Source organism: Streptomyces sp. SAS_281 (genome assembly GCF_052542855.1).
Map to the genome: position 1 here is coordinate 15,286 of NZ_JBMNDO010000054.1, position 19,347 is coordinate 34,632.

17 protein-coding genes and 1 pseudogene are annotated in these 19,347 nt (G+C 73.0%); 10 read left to right on the forward strand and 8 right to left on the reverse strand.

All coding sequences use genetic code 11. The features are described 5' to 3' along the window. Positions 1-95: 95 nt before the first annotated feature. The gene (locus tag ACN6LM_RS21075; RefSeq protein ID WP_445066949.1) at positions 96-1,700 is read left to right on the forward strand and encodes a cell division protein PerM; all 1,605 of its coding nucleotides are present in this window, start codon (positions 96-98) and stop codon (positions 1,698-1,700) included. Here ACN6LM_RS21075 and ACN6LM_RS21080 read toward each other — a convergent pair. Continuing rightward, complete coding sequence (locus tag ACN6LM_RS21080) at positions 1,690-2,562, reverse strand: hypothetical protein (protein ID WP_445066922.1); 873 nt, start codon at positions 2,560-2,562, stop codon at positions 1,690-1,692. The two genes, ACN6LM_RS21075 and ACN6LM_RS21080, sit on opposite strands and share 11 nt — an antisense overlap. A 385-nt stretch (positions 2,563-2,947) precedes the next feature. Between ACN6LM_RS21080 and purN the strand changes: the two genes are divergently transcribed. Next, positions 2,948-3,604, forward strand: coding sequence for a phosphoribosylglycinamide formyltransferase (purN, locus tag ACN6LM_RS21085; protein WP_445066923.1), 657 nt, complete (start codon positions 2,948-2,950; stop codon positions 3,602-3,604). Further along, positions 3,591-5,144: a bifunctional phosphoribosylaminoimidazolecarboxamide formyltransferase/IMP cyclohydrolase gene (gene purH / locus ACN6LM_RS21090; protein WP_445066924.1), complete on the forward strand. Its 1,554-nt coding sequence runs from the start codon at positions 3,591-3,593 to the stop codon at positions 5,142-5,144. Before purN ends, purH begins: the two co-directional genes overlap by 14 nt. An 85-nt stretch (positions 5,145-5,229) precedes the next feature. Here the strand turns inward: purH and ACN6LM_RS21095 are convergent, their stop codons facing one another. Beyond that, the gene (locus ACN6LM_RS21095; protein WP_445066925.1) at positions 5,230-5,811 is read right to left on the reverse strand and encodes an RDD family protein; all 582 of its coding nucleotides are present in this window, start codon (positions 5,809-5,811) and stop codon (positions 5,230-5,232) included. A gap of 227 nt (positions 5,812-6,038) precedes the next feature. Between ACN6LM_RS21095 and ACN6LM_RS21100 the strand changes: the two genes are divergently transcribed. The 3 genes and pseudogenes from ACN6LM_RS21100 to ACN6LM_RS21110 all read left to right on the forward strand — a co-directional run bounded on the left by ACN6LM_RS21100 (position 6,039) and on the right by ACN6LM_RS21110 (position 8,752). Next, positions 6,039-6,908, forward strand: coding sequence for a bifunctional methylenetetrahydrofolate dehydrogenase/methenyltetrahydrofolate cyclohydrolase (locus tag ACN6LM_RS21100; protein ID WP_445066926.1), 870 nt, complete (start codon positions 6,039-6,041; stop codon positions 6,906-6,908). Between the two features lie 27 nt (positions 6,909-6,935). Continuing rightward, positions 6,936-7,409, forward strand: a pseudogene (locus ACN6LM_RS21105) (DUF3017 domain-containing protein); the annotation flags it as partial. Positions 7,410-7,762: 353 nt separating this feature from the next. Further along, entirely contained in the window at positions 7,763-8,752 is a 990-nt protein-coding gene (locus tag ACN6LM_RS21110; RefSeq protein WP_445066927.1) for a malate dehydrogenase, read from the forward strand. Between the two features lie 65 nt (positions 8,753-8,817). Here ACN6LM_RS21110 and ACN6LM_RS21115 read toward each other — a convergent pair whose 3' ends face one another. Together ACN6LM_RS21115 and ACN6LM_RS21120 are read right to left on the reverse strand one after the other, a co-directional pair. Beyond that, positions 8,818-9,543, reverse strand: a complete 726-nt coding sequence (locus tag ACN6LM_RS21115) for an isocitrate lyase/PEP mutase family protein (protein WP_445066928.1) — start codon at positions 9,541-9,543, stop codon at positions 8,818-8,820. Beyond that, positions 9,540-10,061: a carboxymuconolactone decarboxylase family protein gene (locus tag ACN6LM_RS21120; protein WP_445066929.1), complete on the reverse strand. Its 522-nt coding sequence runs from the start codon at positions 10,059-10,061 to the stop codon at positions 9,540-9,542. Before ACN6LM_RS21120 ends, ACN6LM_RS21115 begins: the two co-directional genes overlap by 4 nt. Positions 10,062-10,107: 46 nt before the next feature. On the opposite strand from ACN6LM_RS21120, the gene pdxR reads away from it, so the two are divergent. Then, on the forward strand, positions 10,108-11,514 hold the full coding sequence (pdxR, locus tag ACN6LM_RS21125) for a MocR-like pyridoxine biosynthesis transcription factor PdxR (protein ID WP_445066930.1): 1,407 nt from the start codon (positions 10,108-10,110) through the stop codon (positions 11,512-11,514). 117 nt (positions 11,515-11,631) lie between these two features. Here pdxR and rocD read toward each other — a convergent pair whose 3' ends face one another. After that, positions 11,632-12,837, reverse strand: coding sequence for an ornithine--oxo-acid transaminase (gene rocD, locus ACN6LM_RS21130; RefSeq protein WP_445066931.1), 1,206 nt, complete (start codon positions 12,835-12,837; stop codon positions 11,632-11,634). 219 nt (positions 12,838-13,056) lie between these two features. Here rocD and trpS point away from each other — a divergent pair, with 219 nt between their 5' ends. Both trpS and ACN6LM_RS21140 read left to right on the forward strand, forming a co-directional pair. Continuing rightward, complete coding sequence (gene trpS / locus ACN6LM_RS21135; protein ID WP_445066932.1) at positions 13,057-14,070, forward strand: tryptophan--tRNA ligase; 1,014 nt, start codon at positions 13,057-13,059, stop codon at positions 14,068-14,070. A 106-nt stretch (positions 14,071-14,176) separates the two neighbouring features. Further along, positions 14,177-14,770, forward strand: coding sequence for a 2'-5' RNA ligase family protein (locus tag ACN6LM_RS21140; RefSeq protein WP_445066933.1), 594 nt, complete (start codon positions 14,177-14,179; stop codon positions 14,768-14,770). Between the two features lie 7 nt (positions 14,771-14,777). On the opposite strand, the gene ACN6LM_RS21145 is transcribed toward ACN6LM_RS21140, so the two are convergent. After that, entirely contained in the window at positions 14,778-15,566 is a 789-nt protein-coding gene (locus ACN6LM_RS21145; protein ID WP_164404405.1) for a decaprenylphospho-beta-D-erythro-pentofuranosid-2-ulose 2-reductase, read from the reverse strand. Positions 15,567-15,595: 29 nt separating this feature from the next. Beyond that, the gene (locus ACN6LM_RS21150; protein ID WP_445066934.1) at positions 15,596-16,936 is read right to left on the reverse strand and encodes an FAD-binding oxidoreductase; all 1,341 of its coding nucleotides are present in this window, start codon (positions 16,934-16,936) and stop codon (positions 15,596-15,598) included. A 140-nt stretch (positions 16,937-17,076) separates the two neighbouring features. Here ACN6LM_RS21150 and ACN6LM_RS21155 point away from each other — a divergent pair, with 140 nt between their 5' ends. Next, complete coding sequence (locus tag ACN6LM_RS21155) at positions 17,077-18,033, forward strand: YihY/virulence factor BrkB family protein (protein WP_445066935.1); 957 nt, start codon at positions 17,077-17,079, stop codon at positions 18,031-18,033. Here ACN6LM_RS21155 and ACN6LM_RS21160 read toward each other — a convergent pair. Next, positions 17,981-19,255 (reverse strand): D-alanyl-D-alanine carboxypeptidase family protein, encoded by a 1,275-nt coding sequence (locus tag ACN6LM_RS21160; protein ID WP_445066936.1) that lies wholly within the window; start codon positions 19,253-19,255, stop codon positions 17,981-17,983. The two genes, ACN6LM_RS21155 and ACN6LM_RS21160, sit on opposite strands and share 53 nt — an antisense overlap. Positions 19,256-19,347: the final 92 nt, after the last annotated feature.

A 19,347-nucleotide genomic window follows, 5' to 3' on the forward strand; every position in this document is an offset into this window, starting at 1 on the left:
AAAAAGTACATAAACGTATATTGATCGACACCCCGGCTGTTCGCCCGTTACACGAAATAAGCGCGTGTCGTTGGCAGCATGACCGCGTGACCCAAGTGACCGAACGCAGCCCCTTGTTGTCGCAGGACGAGCGGGGGCGGCCCGCCGTACTGGTCTCCGCGGTGCTGCGCGGGGCGATCGCGGCCGGGCTCGGCCTGGGATCCGTCGCCGTCCTCGTCGCCGCGCTCTGGATCAGCTCACCGGCTCCGGACAGCGGTCCGGGCGAGGCGTTCCACGCGGCGGCCGGCCTCTGGCTCCTCGCGCACGGCGCCGAACTGGTCAGGACCGAGACGCTGACCGGGGCCCCGGCACCGATGGGCGTCGTCCCGCTGCTGCTCTCCGTGCTGCCGGTCTGGCTGGTGCACCGGGCGGCCAGGGATGTGCTGGAGCCCGAGGAGGGGCACGGGGCCCCGTCGCCCGGCGGCGCGTTCGCCCTGGTGACGGGCGGATATCTGCTGGTCGTCGGGGCGGTCGCCCTCTACGCGCGCGGCGCGTCGCTGTCCGTGAGCCCGCTCTCCCTGCTCGTTCCCGCCGCCCTCGTCGTGGCAGGCGCTGCGGCGGCGGGGGTGTGGACGGCCTGCGGGCGCCCGCTCGGGCCGCCGCCCTCCTGGGCGCCGGTACGGCTGCACGAGGCGATGGCGCGCACCCGGTTCCTCCGGCGGGCCGACGCGGTGGGCCGGTCGGCGCTGGCGGGGACGGCGGTCCTCCTGGGCGGCGGCGCGCTGGTCGTCGCGTCGGCCCTGGTGTGGCACGGCGCGCCGGTCCAGGAATCGTTCCTCCGGCTCGCCACCGACTGGGGCGGCCGCATCGCCGTGCTCCTGCTGGCGCTGGGACTCGTACCGAACGCGGCGGTGTGGGGCGCGGCGTACGGGCTGGGTCCCGGGTTCGCCCTCGGCACGGCGTCCACGGTCACCCCGCTGGCCTTCACCGGGCCCCCGGCCGTCCCCGACTTCCCGCTGCTGGCCGCGATGCCCGCCCACGGTCCGGGCGGGCCGTGGAACTGGGCGGCCGGCGCGGTCCCGGTGGCGGCGGCGCTGACGGTGGCCTGGTTCACCGTACGGAGGGCGGTGCCCGACCAGGGCGAGCGGGAGGAGGCGTGGGGCCTCGGGGAGACCGCGCTCACGACCGCACTCGGGGCGGTGGGCTGCGGGCTCGGCGCGGCGCTCCTGGCGGCGGCCGCCGGGGGACCGCTGGGCACGCACGCCCTGGCGGACTTCGGCCCGGTGTGGTGGCTCACCGGGGCGGCGGCGCTGGCGTGGACCACGGTCGTCGGCGTCCCCGCGGCCCTGCTGCTACGGGCCTGGCGGCTGCGCGGGCGCAAGCAGGACACCGAGCCGGTGGAGCCGGAACCGACGGCGCCGGAACCGACGGCGCCCCCGGTGAGCATGGCCAAGGCCCCCAAGGCCCCCAAGGCCCCCAAGGCCCCCAAGGCCCCCGAGGCCCCCGAGCCCCCCAAGGCCCGCGAGACACCCGCGCCCGTCGTTTCCGAGCCGCCCGGACCCGCGAAGGACGAGGGCGGAGGCGGGGGCCGGGACGAGGTGGACGACGACCTCGACGCGTACGACTTCCTCCCCACCGATCCCTGGCACGCCCGGGAGGCCGAGCGGGACACCGACCGGGAGACCGACGCGCCCCCCGGCCCGCCGGCCGCTAGCGCTTGACGCCGAAGAAGGGCTCGAGCGGCTTCGGGAGCAGGTCGTTGCAGGCCAGCTGGCCCGACTTGGTCAGGGCGTCGTTCACACAGGTGTAGTAGTCGCGGTAGACCATCTGCACCGTGAACGTCGTCGCGACGATCGCCAGCGCGACCACGCCCGTCACCAGACCGCTCACCGCGGCCGTGGTCTGCTGCCGGCCCCCGCGCTGTGCGGCGAGCGTGTCCGGCGCGGGCCCCGTCCCGTCCGCCGCCGCCGGCTTCCCGGGGGTCGTCGCCGCACCGGGCGCACCGGCACCCGCCGCGGGCGGCTTCGGCTTGGCGCGCAGCGCGCTGACCGCCCAGTACGTGGCGAGCGCGCCGAGCAGCAGGGCGATCTCGGAGAAGTCGAAGATCGCGAAGAAGAAGGCCCACATGCCGGAGAGCAGCGCGTAGCGGGCGCGGCGCTGGATGGGGTCGGTCGGGTCCCAGCGCGGGCCGGCCGGGGGTTTCTCCTGACCGGCGGGACCGGAGGGCCGCCCGCCGAAGGAGCCGTTCTGGCGACCGGGCTGCCGGCTGCTCCACTGGCTGCCCCACACGGGCCGGTCGTCGGACGGCCCGCCCTCGGGCCGGTCGCCTCCGTCACCGTTGGTGGAGCCGTCCGCGGAGCCGTTGGAGCCGTCCGTTGAACCGGACGGGTGGCGCGGCTGCCAGGGCTGGTCGGGCCGGCCCTCCGGCGGCGGCGCGAAGGGGTTGTCGTCGTTCCGGCCCCCGGAAGAACCGGGGGAACCGGAGGAGCCGGAAGAGGACGAGGAGGAGCGCTCGCGCATCAGCAGGGTGGCCCGCTCGGGCAGCGGCTGGCGGAAGGCGGTGCGGCGGCGTCGGTCCGGCATGTGGTGAACGTCTTCCCCATCTCGTCGTTTCCGCCCGGCGGACGGTTCGCTGCCCCTGACGCTACCTTCCGGTGAGGAAGCGCCGAAAGCGGGGAGCGCGGGGTCCGTGACCCCCTGGGCCCTGCCGTCACGCGCCCGGCCCGCCCTCCGGGCGGACGACGGGAATGCGGCGACAGGGTCTGGGCCTCGCGGCTCCGTCACCCCCGTCAGGCGGGGGCGCGGCGCGGTGCCGGTATCGTTGCTGACGGTCGGCCCGTTCGTAGAGTTCCCCGTATGGGGGAGCGCGCTTCTTTCGTACGACCGTACAAACCGCAGGCCGCCGCCCCGGTGCCGTGGCGGCGGGCCGGCCGCTTCGAACCGCTCGCACGCGAGAAAGGGCCCAGCCGTGGCCTCCCCGCTTCCCTCCGCCGCCCCGGCCCGTGTGGTCGTCCTGGTCTCCGGTTCCGGTACGAACCTCCAGGCCCTGCTCGACGCGATCGGTGACGACCCCGACGGCTTCGGCGCCCGGATCGTCGCGGTCGGCGCCGACCGCGACGGCATCGCCGGCCTGGAGCGGGCCGAGCGCGCCGGGCTCCCCACCTTCACATGCCGCGTCAAGGACCACGCCACCCGCGACGAGTGGGACGCCGCGCTCGCCGAGGCGACCGGTGCGCACCGGCCGGACCTCGTCGTGTCCGCCGGGTTCATGAAGATCGTGGGCAAGGAGTTCCTGGCCCGGTTCGGCGGCCGGTTCGTCAACACCCACCCCGCCCTGCTCCCCAGCTTTCCCGGTGCCCACGGCGTGCGCGACGCGCTCGCGTACGGCGTGAAGGTCACCGGGTGCACCGTCCACTTCGTCGACGACGGCGTCGACACCGGTCCGATCATCGCGCAGGGCGTGGTCGAGGTGACCGAAGAGGACACCCCGGAGGGCGAAGCGGCCCTCCATGAACGCATCAAGGAAGTCGAGCGCAAGCTGCTCGTCGAGGCCGTGGGGCGGCTCGCCCGCGACGGCTATCGCATTGAGGGACGAAAGGTTCATCTCGGTCATGTCGGAGAATAAGCCCATCCGCCGCGCCCTGGTCAGCGTCTACGACAAGACGGGCCTCGAAGACCTCGCCCGCGGCCTGCACGAGGCGGGTGTCGAACTGGTCTCCACCGGGTCCACCGCCGGAAAGATCGCCGCCGCCGGTGTCCCGGTCACCAAGGTCGAGGAGCTGACCGGCTTCCCCGAGTGCCTCGACGGCCGCGTCAAGACGCTGCACCCGCGCGTCCACGCCGGCATCCTCGCCGACCTGCGCCTCGACGCGCACCGCGAGCAGCTGGCCGAGCTGGGCGTCGAGCCGTTCGACCTGGTGGTCGTCAACCTGTACCCGTTCAAGGAGACCGTCGCCTCCGGCGCCACCGCCGACGAGTGTGTCGAGCAGATCGACATCGGCGGCCCGTCCATGGTCCGCGCCGCCGCCAAGAACCACCCCTCCGTGGCCGTCGTCACCAGCCCGGAGCGTTACGCCGACGTGCTCGCCGCGGTCGAGGCGGGCGGCTTCGACCTGACCGCCCGCAAGCGGCTCGCCGCCGAGGCGTTCCAGCACACCGCCGCCTACGACGTGGCCGTCGCCGGCTGGTTCGCCGCCGACTACGCCGCCGCCGACGACTCCGGCTTCCCGGACTTCTTCGGTACGACGTACGAGCGCCAGGACGTCCTGCGCTACGGCGAGAACCCGCACCAGCCCGCCGCGCTCTACACCTCGGGCACCGGCGGCCTGGCCGGCGCCGAGCAGCTGCACGGCAAGGCGATGTCGTACAACAACTACACGGACACCGACGCCGCCCGGCGTGCCGCGTACGACCACGCCGAGCCGTGTGTCGCGATCATCAAGCACGCCAACCCGTGCGGCATCGCCATCGCCGACGACATCGCCGAGGCGCACCGCAACGCCCACGCCTGCGACCCGCTGTCGGCGTACGGCGGTGTCATCGCCGTCAACCGTCCGGTGACCGTCGCCATGGCCGAGCAGGTCGCGGAGATCTTCACCGAGGTCATCGTCGCCCCGGCGTACGAGGACGGCGCGGTCGAGATCCTGGCCCGCAAGAAGAACATCCGTGTGCTCCGCTGCCCCGAGGCCCCGTCCGCCGAGGTCGAGGTCAAGCCGATCGACGGCGGCGCGCTGCTCCAGGTCACCGACCGCCTCCAGGCCGAGGGCGACGACCCGGCCAACTGGACGCTCGCCACGGGCGACGCGCTCTCCGCCGACGAGCTGAAGGAGCTCGCCTTCGCGTGGAAGGCGTGCCGGGCGGTCAAGTCCAACGCCATCCTGCTCGCCAAGGGCGGCGCGTCGGTCGGCGTCGGCATGGGCCAGGTCAACCGGGTCGACTCCGCGAAGCTGGCCGTCGAGCGCGCGGGCGCGGAGCGGGCCGCCGGTTCCTACGCGGCGTCCGACGCCTTCTTCCCCTTCCCGGACGGGCTGGAGATCCTGACCGGGGCCGGCGTCAAGGCCGTGGTCCAGCCGGGCGGTTCGGTCCGCGACGAGCTGGCGGTCGAGGCCGCGAAGAAGGCCGGCGTGACGATGTACTTCACGGGCACCCGGCACTTCTTCCACTGAGCCGCCTCGTCCCCGTACGACCGAGGGCCGTAACCCCACGCGATCCGCGTGCGGTTACGGCCCTCGGGCCTGTACGGGCGGCCGGTCAGCCGACGCGCACCACGACGGTGGAGCAGACCTTGTCCGCGAAGGTCTGCTTCTTGGCGTCCCAGAGCGGCCACAGGAAGCCGATGTAGCAGGCTATGCCGTCCAGGAAGTGGGCGAGGTAGCGGACGAAGGTCATACCGAAGCCGAGCGGGCGGCCGTCCTGTTCGCGCAGGAGGCTGATGCCGAGGGCCTTCTTGCCGACGAACTGGCCGGTCGTGCCTTCCTTGTACAGCTTGAAGAGACCGAGTCCGATGGCGACGACGACACCGAGCGCCATGACTCCGGCGCCCGCGCCGCCGCCCATGCCCCCGCCGACGGCCAGGATGATGCCGTAGGGGACGCCGACCACCAGGTAGTCGATCAGGAACGCACCGACGCGCCGCCACCAGCCGGCCAGCGGCGGGCGGGCACCGTAGCCGGGCTGCTGGCCGTAGTCGCCGCCCGGCACCGGCGGGGCCGTCGGGTAGCCGTAGCCCTGCTGCGGCACGCCCTGCGGGGCCTGGGGGTAGCCATAGCCCGGCTGCGGCTGACCGGGCTGCTGCCCGTAGGGGTTGTTCGGGTTCGGGTCGCCGAAGCTCATGGGCGTTCCTCCAACAGATGTACGGGGACGGTGCGGCCGCGCGGAGGAAGAGAAAACGTCAGCGGTCCAGACCCCCCGGTAACTGCTGCGGCACAGCGGCCCTCATCGTTATAAGCAGTTAGTACGTTTGTCCAGCCGCGGTTCAAGAAGTTGTCCAAGTGCAACCTTGCGTCCACGCCTGGTACCTGATTGGTCCGAGGGCGGGTTCATCCGGGAGTATGGGGGCCATGACTGCCCAGATTCTCGATGGCAAGGCCACCGCAGCCGCGATCAAGTCCGATCTGACCGTCCGCGTGGCGGCCCTCAAGGCCCGGGGCGTCACGCCCGGCCTGGGAACCCTGCTGGTCGGGGACGACCCGGGCAGCAGGTGGTACGTGAACGGCAAGCACAAGGACTGTGCGCAGGTCGGCATCGGCTCCATCCAGCGCGAACTCCCCGACACCGCCACGCAGGAGGAGATCGAGGCCGTCGTCCGCGAGCTCAACGCCGATCCGGCCTGCACGGGCTACATCGTGCAGCTGCCCCTGCCCAAGGGAATCGACACCAACCGCGTCCTGGAACTGATGGATCCGGCCAAGGACGCCGACGGCCTGCACCCGATGAACCTCGGCCGCCTGGTGCTCAACGAGACCGGCCCGCTGCCGTGCACCCCGCAGGGCGTCGTCCAGCTCCTGCGCCACCACGGCGTCGAGATCAACGGCGCCCACGTCGTGGTCGTCGGACGCGGTGTCACCATCGGGCGGTCCATCCCGCTGCTGCTCACCCGCAAGTCGGAGAACGCCACGGTGACCCAGTGCCACACCGGCACCCGGGACCTGGCCGCCCACCTGAAGCAGGCGGACATCATCGTCGCCGCCGCGGGCGTGCCGCACATCATCAAGCCCGAGCACGTGAAGCCGGGCGCCGCCGTCCTGGACGTCGGCGTCAGCCGCGACGAGAACGGCAAGATCGTCGGCGACGTGCACCCCGGCGTGGCCGAGGTCGCCGCCTGGATCTCGCCGAACCCGGGCGGTGTCGGCCCGATGACCCGCGCCCAGCTGCTCGTCAACGTGGTCGAGGCCGCCGAGCGCGACGCCGCGGCCGTCTCCGCCGGCTGACCCGTGGGTGCTGGTACGAGTCCGGACACCGGCTCCACGGAGGAGACCGGTGCGACCGGGTCCACGGCGGTCCCCTCCGAGCCGTCCGACGCGACCGCCGCCACCCGGCGGTCGCGGCGGTTCTCACTGACCCGGGACACCGCGCGGCCCGAGGGCGGCGGACGGGCGGCCGGCGGGGACGCGCCGGCCCCGGCCCGGCAGTGGCCGCTGCTCGCGGTGCTCTGCACGGCCGGCGTCGGACTGCTGATCGTGGCGGCCGATCCCTTCGAGGAAGCCTTCCGCGTCGGCACGATACTGATCGGCATCGGCCTCGTCCTGGGAGCGGTCCTGCGCGTGACCGTCCGGTCGGTGGGCATGCTCGCGGTGCGGTCGCGCTTCACCGATCTGGTGACGTACGGCCTGCTCGGCGTCCTCATCGTGCTGCTCGCGCTGGTCGCGCAGCCGGAGCCGTGGCTCGACATCCCGTTCCTGGAGGACGCGGTCCACTTCACGGTCCGCTGACCGCTCCGAGGAGCGGAAGAACCCGGTGGCCGTCCCCTCCCCCGAGAAGGGACGGACACCGGAGGCGGGGCAACCCGGAGCGCGAAGCTCCCGAAACGGCGGTCGAGCGGCCTTGCCCCGTCCTGTGTCCAGCCTTGTTGACAGCCCTCACCCGTTCAAGGGATGGCTGTCCCCTGTGGCACGGAAGTGACCATTCCGCCATGGTGTGATCAACAGGCAACGGGGGCCGGGCGGCCGTGGGGTTCCGGGTCGGATAGCCTGGCCGACGGATATCTCTTCACATCAAGATTCAGGGAGATGTCCCGCACCAGGGGCCAGGAGCCCGGACCGCCAGCTGTCTAACGGAGATCGCCATGACCCGCACTCCCGTGAATGTCACCGTGACCGGCGCAGCCGGCCAGATCGGCTACGCGCTGCTCTTCCGCATCGCCTCCGGCCACCTGCTCGGCCCGGACGTGCCGGTCAACCTGCGTCTCCTGGAGATCCCCCAGGGGCTGAAGGCCGCCGAGGGCACCGCGATGGAGCTCGACGACTGCGCCTTCCCGCTGCTGCGCAACATCGAGATCACCGACGACGCGAACGTCGGCTTCGACGGTGCGAACGTCGCCCTGCTCGTCGGCGCCCGCCCCCGCACCAAGGGCATGGAGCGCGGCGACCTGCTCTCCGCCAACGGCGGCATCTTCAAGCCGCAGGGCAAGGCGATCAACGACAACGCCGCGGACGACATCAAGGTCCTCGTCGTCGGCAACCCGGCCAACACCAACGCGCTCATCGCGCAGGCCGCCGCCCCGGACGTCCCGGCCGAGCGCTTCACCGCGATGACCCGCCTGGACCACAACCGCGCGATCTCGCAGCTGGCCGCCAAGACCGGTGCCGCCGTCTCCGACATCAAGAAGCTGACGATCTGGGGCAACCACTCGGCCACCCAGTACCCGGACATCTTCCACGCCGAGGTCGCCGGCAAGAACGCCGCCGAGCTGGTCGCCGACGAGGCGTGGCTGGCCGACTCCTTCATCCCGACCGTCGCCAAGCGCGGCGCCGCGATCATCGAGGCCCGTGGCGCGTCCTCCGCCGCCTCCGCCGCCAACGCCGCCATCGACCACGTGTACACCTGGGTCAACGGCACCGCCGAGGGCGACTGGACCTCGATGGGCATCCCGTCGGACGGCTCCTACGGCGTGCCCGAGGGCATCATCTCGTCGTTCCCGGTCACCACGAAGAACGGCACGTACGAGATCGTCCAGGGCCTGGACATCAACGAGTTCTCCCGTGCGCGCATCGACGCCTCGGTGAAGGAGCTCACCGAGGAGCGCGACGCGGTCCGCGAGCTCGGCCTGATCTGAGCCCCTCGGGGTCACGCACACGCCCCCGGCAGCGCAGCGCTGCCGGGGGCGTGGTGTCTGTCACGTCAGCGGAGCCCGTCCGCGATCTCCCGCACCGCGGCCGTCGCCCGGCGCTGGAGGCCCGGCCCGAAGGTGATCCGGGTCGCGCCCAGCTCGCCGAGGCGGCCCGGCCCCGGCCCGTCCGGGCGGGCCAGCGCGTTCAGCGGCAGCCCGGGCAGGGCACCGGCCAGCGGCCCGAACACCTCGGGCGGGGCCAGGATCGGGTACACGCAGTCCGCGCCCGCCGCCGCGTACAGCCGCGCCCGGCGCAGGGTCTCCGCCGCCGGGTCCACCCCCTCCGGGACGCCCGTGACGTACGTGTCGATCCGGGCGTTCACGAAGAGCGCGTCCCCGGCCGCCGCCCGCACCGCGGCCAGCCGGTCCGCCTGTGCTCCGGCGTCCAGCAGGACCCCGTCCACCGTGTCCTCCAGGTTGCAGCCGACCGCCCCGGCCGCGAGCAGCCGCTCCACGAGCTCGCCGGGCGCCAGCCCGTACCCGGCCTCGATATCGGCGGAGACCGGCACGGAGACGGCCCGGGCGATCCGCGCCACCGCCGCGAACATCTCGGCGGGGGGCGTCGAGCCGTCCTCGTACCCCAGGGACGCGGCGACCCCCGCGCTCGGCGTGGCGAGCGCGGGGAAACCGGCGTCCGCGAAGACGCGGGCGCTCGCGGCGTCCCACGGGCCGGGGAGGACCAGCGGGTCGCCGGGGGCGCGGCCGTGGTGCAGGGCCCGCAGTACCGGCGCGGTCACCGGGCCGCTCGGCCGTGGTCGCCGGGCGTGTCGTGGTCCGGCACCATGCGGGTGGTCACGGCGAACCGGTTCCAGGAGTTGATCGTGATGATCGCACCGATCAGGTGGGCCAGCTCCTCCTCGCCGAAGTGCTTCGCGGCCCGCGCGTACACCTCGTCCGGCACGAAGCCGTCGGTCAGCACGGTCACCGCCTCGGTCAGCTCGATCGCGGCGATCTCCTTCGGCGTGAAGAAGTGCTGCGACTCCTCCCACGCGCTGAGCTGGATGATCCGCTCCACGGACTCGCCCGCCGCGAGCGCGTCCTTGGTGTGCATGTCCAGGCAGAACGCGCAGTGGTTGAGCTGCGAGGCGCGGATCTTCACCAGCTCGCCGATCACCGGGTCGATGCCCTTGCGGGTGGCGGCGTCCAGGCGGGCCATCGCCTTGTAGACGTCGGGGGCGTGCTGTGCCCAGGCCAGGCGCGGGGTGTGCTCAGGGCAGTAGCCGGAGGTGCGGTCGCTGTTCTCGTTCGTCGTCATGCCCCCACGCTACGGGGAGAGTGGCGCAGCGGTATGGTCCATTTCCATGACAGATGCCTGGGCCACTTTCGGGGCCGACCTCCATATCGACCCGACCGGCTCGACCGGTCTGCGGGCCGGCCTGATGGACGCCCTGCGCGAGGCCGTCCGCACCGGCCGCCTGGCCCCCGGCACCCGCCTGCCGTCCTCCCGCACCCTCGCCGCCGACCTCGGCATCGCCCGCAACACCGTCGCCGACGCGTACGCGGAGCTCGTCGCCGAGGGCTGGCTCACGGCCCGCCAGGGCTCCGGCACCCGGGTGGCACGCCGCGCCGACCCCCGGCCCCCGGCGGCGCCCGAGGCCCCCCGCGCCAGGCCGCCGCGCGGCGCACCCGCGTACAGCCTGAAGCCGGGCACCCCCGACCTGGCCACCTTTCCGCGCGGCGAGTGGCTGAAGGCCGCCCGGCGCGCCCTCTCCGCCGCGCCGAACGACGCCTTCGGTTACGGAGACCCGCGCGGCCGGATCGAGCTGCGCACCGTCCTCGCCGAGTACCTGGCCCGGGCGCGCGGGGTGTACGCCGACCCGGACCGGATCATCGTCTGCTCCGGATTCGCGCACGGCCTGATGCTGCTCGGCAGGGTGCTGCGCGGGCGCCGCGTGCGAGACGTGGCCGTCGAGTCGTACGGGCTCGGCATCCACACCCGCCTGCTCACCGAGGCCGGGCTGCGCATCCCCTGCCTGCCGCTCGACGAGCTCGGCACCCGGACCGGCGAGCTGCACACCCTGCGCCACGCGGGCGCGGTCCTGCTGACCCCGGCGCACCAGTTCCCCACGGGGGTCCCGCTCCACCCGGACCGGCGGGCGGCGGCCGTCGACTGGGCCCGGGCCACGGGCGGGCTGATCCTGGAGGACGACTACGACGGCGAGTTCCGGTACGACCGCCAGCCGGTCGGCGCCCTCCAGGGCCTGGACCCGGAACGCGTCGTCTACCTGGGCACCGCCAGCAAGTCCCTGGCACCGGGGCTGCGGCTCGGCTGGATGGTGGTGCCGCGCGCCCTGGCCGCCGGGATCGCCGAGGCGAAGGGGACGAGCGACTGGGCGCCGGGCGCGCTGGACCAGCTGACGCTCGCGGAGTTCATGGCCTCGGGGGCGTACGACCGGCATGTGCGGTCCATGCGGCTGCGCTACCGCAACCGGCGCGACCAGCTCGTCGCGGCGCTGGCCGAGCGCGCCCCGCGGATCCGGGTCAGCGGGATCGCCGCCGGGCTGCACGCCGTCCTCGAACTCCCGGAGGGCGGCGAGGACGAGGTGATCCGGGCAGCGCTCTGGCAGGGCCTCGCGGTCGAGGGCCTGGCCTTCTACCGCCACCCGGACGCCGACCTGAAGCGCGAGGCGCTGGTCATCGGCTACGGCACGCCGACGGACAGCGCGTGGACGGGGGCCCTGGAGGCGCTGCTGCGGGTGCTGACGTGAGAGGGCGGGCGCCCCGCGCCGTGCGCCCGGCTCGCGCCCGCGCCCGCGCCGTGCGCCCGGCTCGCGCCCGCGCCCGCGCCGTGCGCCCGGCTCGCGCCCGCCCCGCGCCGCTCCGGTTCAGCCCCGCAGCACCTCCCGCAGCTGGTCGAGCCCCCAGTCCAGGTCCTCCTTGCCGATCACCAGCGGCGGCGCGATCCGGATCGTGGAGCCGTGGGTGTCCTTCACCAGGACCCGGCGCTCCATCAGCCGTTCGGAGATCTCGCGGCCCGTGCCCAGCTCCGGCTCGATGTCCACGCCCGCCCACAGCCCGCGTCCCCGCACGGCTCGCACCGAGTCCCCGCCCGCCAGGAGCCCCAGCTCGTGGTGGAGGTGGTCGCCCAGCTCGGCGGCGCGCTGCTGGTACTCGCCGGTGTTCAGCATGGCGATGACCTCCAGCGCCACCGCGCAGGCCAGCGGGTTGCCGCCGAACGTCGAGCCGTGCTCCCCGGGGCGGTACACGCCGAGCACCGCCGCCGACGACACCACGGCGGACACCGGCACGACGCCGCCGCCGAGCGCCTTGCCGAGGAGGTACACGTCGGGGACGACGCCCTCGTGCTCGCAGGCGAAGGTCTTCCCGGTCCGGCCCAGACCGGACTGGATCTCGTCCGCGATGAACAGCACGTTCCGCTCGCGGGTCAGCTCCCGCACCCCGGCGAGATAGCCCGGCGGCGGCACCAGCACGCCCGCCTCGCCCTGGATCGGCTCGATCAGCACGGCCACGGTGTTCTCCGTCATGGCCTCGCGCATCGCGGTGAGATCCCCGTACGGCACGATCTCGAACCCCGGGGTGTACGGGCCGAAGTCGGCGCGGGCCTCCGGGTCCGTGGAGAAGCTGATGACCGTGGTCGTGCGGCCGTGGAAGTTGTCGGCGGCGACGATGACCTTCGCCATGCCGTCCGGGACGCCCTTGACCCGGTAGCCCCACTTGCGGGCGGTCTTCACCGCCGTCTCCACGGCCTCCGCCCCGGTGTTCATCGGGAGCACCATCTCCATGCCGCACAGCTCCGCCAGGCGTGTGCAGAAGTCGGCGAACCGGTCGTGGTGGAAGGCCCGGGAGGTGAGCGTCACCCGCTCCAGCTGCGCCCGCGCCGCGTCGATCAGCCGGCGGTTGTTGTGGCCGAAATTGAGCGCCGAGTATCCGGCGAGCATGTCGAGGTAGCGGCGGCCCTCGACATCCGTCATCCAGGCCCCGTCCGCCGTGGCGACGACGACGGGCAGCGGGTGGTAGTTGTGCGCACTGTGCGCCTCGGCGGAGGCGATGGCGTCTTCCGTGGTCGACACGGGATCTCCGATCGTCGTGCGGCGTGGGCTGAGGTTGGGGGGTGCCTCGCCGCGGGCCCACTTTGTATCGTCGGTCGGTTCGTCCGCGAGGAAACCTGCGGTTCACGGCGCGGCTGATTCTTCCGCCGCGCGAGGCCGTCGAGTTCCGCCGTGCGGGCCCGCCGGGTGATTCCTCCACCGGGCGCCCGGGAAGGGCCGCGCACCTGAGACAATGAGCCCATGGCCTCTGAACGTCCCCGCGTGCTCTCCGGAATCCAGCCCACCTCCGGCTCGTTCCACCTCGGCAACTACCTCGGCGCGGTCCGCCAGTGGGTGGCCCTGCAGGAGTCCCACGACGCCTTCTACATGGTCGTCGACCTGCACGCCATCACCGTCGCCCAGGAGCCGGCGCAGCTGCGGGCCAACACCCGGCTCGCCGTCGCCCAGCTGCTGGCCGCCGGGGTCGACCCCGAGCGCTGCACGCTGTTCGTCCAGAGCCACGTGCCCGAACACGCCCAGCTGGGCTGGGTCATGAACTGCCTGGCCGGGTTCGGCGAGGCGTCCCGCATGACGCAGTTCAAGGACAAGTCCGCCCGTCACAGCGCCGACCGCACCTCGGTCGGCCTGTTCACCTACCCGATGCTGATGGTCGCCGACATCCTGCTCTACCAGGCCGACCAGGTCCCGGTGGGCGAGGACCAGCGCCAGCACCTGGAGCTGACCCGTAATCTCGCCGAGCGGTTCAACGGCACCTACGGCGAGACCTTCACCGTCCCGGACCCGTACATCCTCAAGGAGACGGCGAAGATCTACGACCTCCAGGACCCGTCCTCGAAGATGAGCAAGTCGACGGCGAACCCGAAGGGTCTGATCAACCTCCTGGACGAGCCGAAGGCCACCGCCAAGAAGGTGAAGAGCGCCGTCACCGACACCGACACGGTGATCCGCTTCGACCTGGCCGAGAAGCCCGGCGTCAGCAATCTGCTCACCGTCTACTCGGCGCTCACCGACGTGTCGGTGCCGGAGCTGGAGCAGAAGTACGAGGGCAAGGGCTACGGCGCGCTGAAGACGGACCTCGCCGAGGTCGTGGTCGACTTCGTCACACCGTTCCGCACGCGTACGCAGGAATATCTGGACGACCCCGAGACGCTGGACTCCATCCTGGCCGAGGGCGCCGAGAAGGCGCGGGCCGTGGCCGCCGAGACCCTGGCGCTCACCTACGACCGGATGGGCCTTCTGCCCGCCAAGCACTGAGTCCAAGGACCCTGGCGGCGGAGGGCTCGCAGGCGGCACACTTGCGGCGTGAAGTCTGCGGCCGTCAGTGGCTGAAAACAGACCACCGAGGATTGAGGAGAACGACGTGGGGACCGTAACGCTCGGCGTTTCGATCGCGGTCCCGGAGCCCTACGGCAGCCTGCTCCAGGAACGCCGCGCGAGCTTCGGGGACCCTGCCGCACACGGCATTCCCACCCACGTCACCCTCCTGCCGCCGACCGAGGCCGAGGCCGCCGACCTGCCCGCGATCGAGGCGCACCCCGCCCCCATCGCGACCGGCGGCCGCCCGTTCCCGATGCGGCTGTCCGGCACGGGCACCTTCCGCCCGCTGTCCCCGGTCGTCTTCGTCCAGGTGGTCGAGGGCGCCTCGGCCTGCGCCTGGCTCCAGAAGCGGGTACGGGACGCCTCCGGGCCGCTGGTGCGCGAGCTCCAGTTCCCGTACCACCCGCATGTGACCGTCGCCCACGACATCCCCGAAGCGGCGATGGACCGGGCGTACGAGGAGCTCGCCGACTACGAGGCGTCCTGGATCTGCGGCTCCTTCGCGCTGTACGAGCAGGGCCGGCTGGACCGCGTCTGGCGCAAGATCAACGAGTTTCCGTTCGGCGCGGGCGGCACCGGCCCCGCCGTCCCCGCGCAGAGCGGCAGCACCCTGGACGCGCCCTCGCTGCACCCGTAACGGCGGGTCACACCGGCAGCCGCCGGAACAGCGGCCGGGGCACGTGCCGCAGCGCGGACATCACCCCGCGCAGCGCCCCCGGCACCCACACCGTCTCCGAACGCCTCCGCAGCCCCGTCACGATCGCGTCCGCCACCGCACCCGGCGTCGTCACCAGCGGCGTCCGGGTGAACGGGATCGTCGCCAGCGGCCCCCCGGCTTCCCGCACCGCCGCCGCGTCCGGGACCACGAGCCCGGGCCGCACCACCATCACGTGCACCCCCGTGCCGTGCAGCGCGTCGCCGAGGCCCTGCGTGAACACGTCCAGGCCCGCCTTGCTCGACCCGTAGATGAAGTCCGCGCGCCGGGCCCGCTCACCGGCCACCGAGGACAGCACCACCAGCGAACCGTGCCCCTGCGCCTGGAGCGCGCCCGCGCACACCAGACCGGCGGAGACCGCGCCGGTGTAGTTCGTCTGCGCCACCCGGACCGCCGCGAGCGGTTCCTCCTCGTCGCGCTCCTGGTCGCCCGGGATACCGAAGGCGAGGAGCACCATGTCGATGTCGCCCTCGGTGAAGACCTTGCCCAGGACCGTTTCGTGGGACTCGGTGTCCAGCGCGTCGAACGCCACGGTCTGTACGTACGCCCCCCGGTGGCGCAGGTCCTCCGCCGCCGCCTCCAGGGCGGGCGAGGGCCGGCCGGCCAGCCAGACCGTGCGGGTGCGGTGGGCGATCAGCCGGCGTGCGGTGGCGAGCCCGATCTCCGACGTGCCGCCGAGGACGAGCAGGGACTGCGGGGCACCGAAGGCATCCTTCACGGGAACGCTCCTTGCAGGGGAAGAGGGGTCTACAGCGACAGCCGGCGGGACAGGTCCGAGCGGAACGCCCCGTTCGGGTCCAGCTCGGTCCGCAGCGCCCGGAAGTCGGGCAGCCGCGGGTACATCGCGGCGAGCGCGCCGGGGCGCAGCCGGGCGTCCTCGGTGAGGGAGACCCGGCCGCCCGCCGCCGCCACCTCCTCGTCCAGCGAGTCGAGGAAGCGGGCGAGCCCCGGCAGGCCGGCCGGCAGATCGAGGGAGAGGTGCCAGCCGGGCGCGGGGAACGACAGCCAGCCGGGGCCGCCCTCGCCGCACCGCCTGAGCACCGCCCGGAAGGACGGGCAGCGGCTGCGGGCGATGCGCCCGACGATCCGCCGCAGCGTCTCCTCCTGCCCGTGCCCGACCAGGAACGCGTAGTGGATGCGGCCGCCGGTGGGGGAGACGCGGTTGCTGTGCGGCCGGGCGTCCAGGGCGCGGAAGAAGGCGCCGAGCGGCTGGAGCTCCCCGGTGCGCGACCGGGGCGCGGAGCGGTAGCCGATCTCGTTGAGCACGGCGGCGGACAGCCTGCCGAGGAGACGGGGCAGCGGCGGCGGCGCGGCCGGGCGGCGCGCCGGGCCGAGCGCGAGCGCGGTGTGCCGGGCGTGCGCCGGGAGCGCCCGCACCGGGACGTGGTTCGCGCGGACCAGGACGCCGCGGCCGGTGGCCCGGCCCCGGGCGGTGAGGTCGATCCGGGCGTACTCGTAGGGGCGGTGGCCGCGCGCCATCCGGGCCAGCAGGTCGTCCAGGCCGGCCGCCCGCTCGGTGTCGACCGCCATCAGGGCCGTGGTGACGGGCCGGAAGCGGAGCGTGGCCGAGAGGATGACCCCGGTCAGGCCGAGACCGCCGGCGGTCGCGTCGAAGAGCGGGGTGCCCGGGCGCACCGTACGCACCTCGCCGTCGGCGGTGAGCAGCGTGAACTCCATGACGTGGCGGGAGAAGGAGCCGGCCGTGCGGTGGTTGTCGCCGTGTGCGTCCGAGCCGATCGCGCCCCCTACCGTGACGTAGCGCCCGCCGGGCACCACCGGCGGGAACCAGCCGAGCGGAAGCATCACCTCGCGCAGCCGGTGCAGGGTCGTGCCCGCGTCGCAGACCACCAGACCGGCCGCCGCGTCGATCCCCCGGACGCGGTCGAGCGCCGTCATGTCGAGGACCGAACCCCCGGCGTTCTGCGCCGCGTCGCCATGCGTCCGGCCCAGCCCCCGGGCGATCGAGCCGCGCGGCCCGCAGCCCAGCACGGTCGCCGCCGCCTCCTCGTGACTACGGGGGCGGAAACGCAGCGCGGTCGTCGGGGCGGTGCGGCCCCAGCCGGTCAGGGACACGGTGTCGACAGACATGGGGGTGACCGTATCGCCCGGGATAACACCTTTGAGGGATTTGTTACAACACTCACCGAAATGGGTGATTGAGGGTCCGTCATCCCCAGCACCCCTCACCGGGCTTCGGTTTTGGCGCGCCGGAGGGGTAGTCGTGACCTATGGACTGGCTGAAGAAACTCCCCGTCATCGGGCCACTCGTCTCCCGGCTGATGGAGACGCACGCCTGGCGCAGTTACGAGACGCTGGTCCGGGTCCACTGGACCCGGCTGGCCGCGGCCATCACGTTCATCAGCTTCCTGGCGCTCTTTCCGCTGATCGCGGTCGGCGCGGCGATCGGTGCCGCGCTGCTGACCGACAAGCAGCTGAACACGATCGAGAACAAGATCGCCGAGCAGGTGCCCGGCATCTCCGACCAGCTCGGCATCGACAATCTGGTCGCCCACGCGGGGACGGTCGGTCTGGTGGCCGGTGCGCTGCTGCTCTTCACCGGTATCGGCTGGATCGGCTCGATGCGGGACTGCCTGCGGGCGGTCTGGGAGAGGGACGACCTGGACGAGGGCAATCCGGTCCTGCGCAAACTCAAGGACGCCGGCGTGCTGTTCGGTCTCGGCGGCGCGGCGCTGGTGACGCTCGCCATCTCCTCGGTCGGCTCGGTTGCCGTCGGCTGGGTCGCGGACCTGCTCAACATCCCCGAGAACGGGGCGGGCGGGGTGCTGCTGCGGATCGCCGCCCTGCTGGTGGCCGTCGCCGCCGACTTCCTGCTGCTGCTCTATCTGCTGACGCTGCTGCCCGGCGTCGAACCGCCGCGCCGCCGGCTGATGGTGGCCGCGCTGCTCGGCGCGGTCGGGTTCGAACTGCTCAAGCTGCTGCTCGGCAGCTATATGAAGGGCGTCGCGTCCAAGAGCATGTACGGCGCCTTCGGAGTGCCGATCGCCCTGCTGCTGTGGATCAACTTCACGGCCAAGCTGCTGCTGTTCTGCGCCGCCTGGACGGCGACCCCGAGCAAGGAGGACGCGCCGGCTGCGGACGCGGAGGGGGGCTCCACGCCCGCCGCCCGGCGCGTCACGGGCGAGGACGGCGACGCATCAGGTCCGGCAGCGGCCAGCGCCGGTTGACCAGGAACACCCCGCCCGCCACGAGGACCAGCACTCCGCCGACGATGCCCAGCGCGATGCCGGCCCCGCTGGAGCCGTCGGTGGAGGCCGCCGCCCGCGCGGCCGTGTCCGGTCCGTGACCGCCCTTGTCCGCGACCGCCGTGTCCGCCTCGGCGCCCTTGCCCGTCCCGGCGCTGTCCGCGCCGTCGCCGGTGACCGCGGACTTCGGCGCGACCAGCTCACCGACCGGGGTGACCTTGCCGGTCGCGGCGAACCCCCAGTCCAGGAGCCGGGCCGCCTCCTTGTACACGGCGTGCGTCTCGTCGTCGGCCGGGTGCATGACGGTGACCAGGAGGACCTTGCCGTTGCGCTCGGCGACACCGGTGAACGTGTTGCCGGCGTGCGTGGTGTAGCCGTTCTTGACGCCCGCGATGCCCTTGTACGCGGTGACGCCGTCGGCCCCGGTGAGCAGCCGGTTGGTGTTCTGGATGCCGAAGGTCTCGCGCTTCTTGCCCTTCTTCTTCTCGCCGGGGAACTGCGCGGTGGCGGTCGAGCAGTACTCCCGGAAGTCCGCGTTCTGGAGCCCGTCGCGGGCGAAGAGCGAGAGGTCGTACGCGCTGGAGACCTGCTCGGGCGCGTCGTACCCGTCGGGCGACACCACGTTCGTGTCCAGCGCCTGGAGCTCCACCGCGCGGTTCTGCATGGCCTGGACGGTCTTCGGCACACCGCCGTACATCGAGGCCAGTACGTGCACCGCGTCGTTCCCCGAACGCAGGAACACCCCGAGCCACAGGTCGTGCACCGTGTAGCTGAGGTCCTCCTTGATCCCGACGAGGCTGCTGCCCTCGCCCATGCCGGCGAGGTCCTCGTCCTTCACCGTGTACTCCCGCGTCTTCGGCAGGAGCGCCGGGTCGTCGAGCAGGGTGTCCGCGAAGAGCATCTTCAGCGTCGACGCCGGGGGGAGCCGCCAGTGCGCGTTGTGCGCGGCGAGCACCTCGCCGGTCTCCGCGTCCGAGACCATCCACGACCGGCCCGTCAGCTCCTTGGGCAGCACCGGGGCGCCGGGCCCGAGGTTGACCTGGGTGCCGGTCCGACCCAGCTGCGCGCCACCGACCTGCGACATGGTCGCGGGAGGCTTCGGGGCGTCGTCGCCCCCGTCGGCCGCGGAGGCGGGTGTGACGGCGAAAGCGGACAGCAGGGCGGCAGAGGTGACCGCCAACGCGGCCTTCTTGAGAGCTGGCACGGTCGAAAACGTACATGCAGTTGATGTGAATATATGTACTGGCGGCCTGACCCGCCGGGCGGACCGCCGGTACGGACCACCCCGCCCGAGCC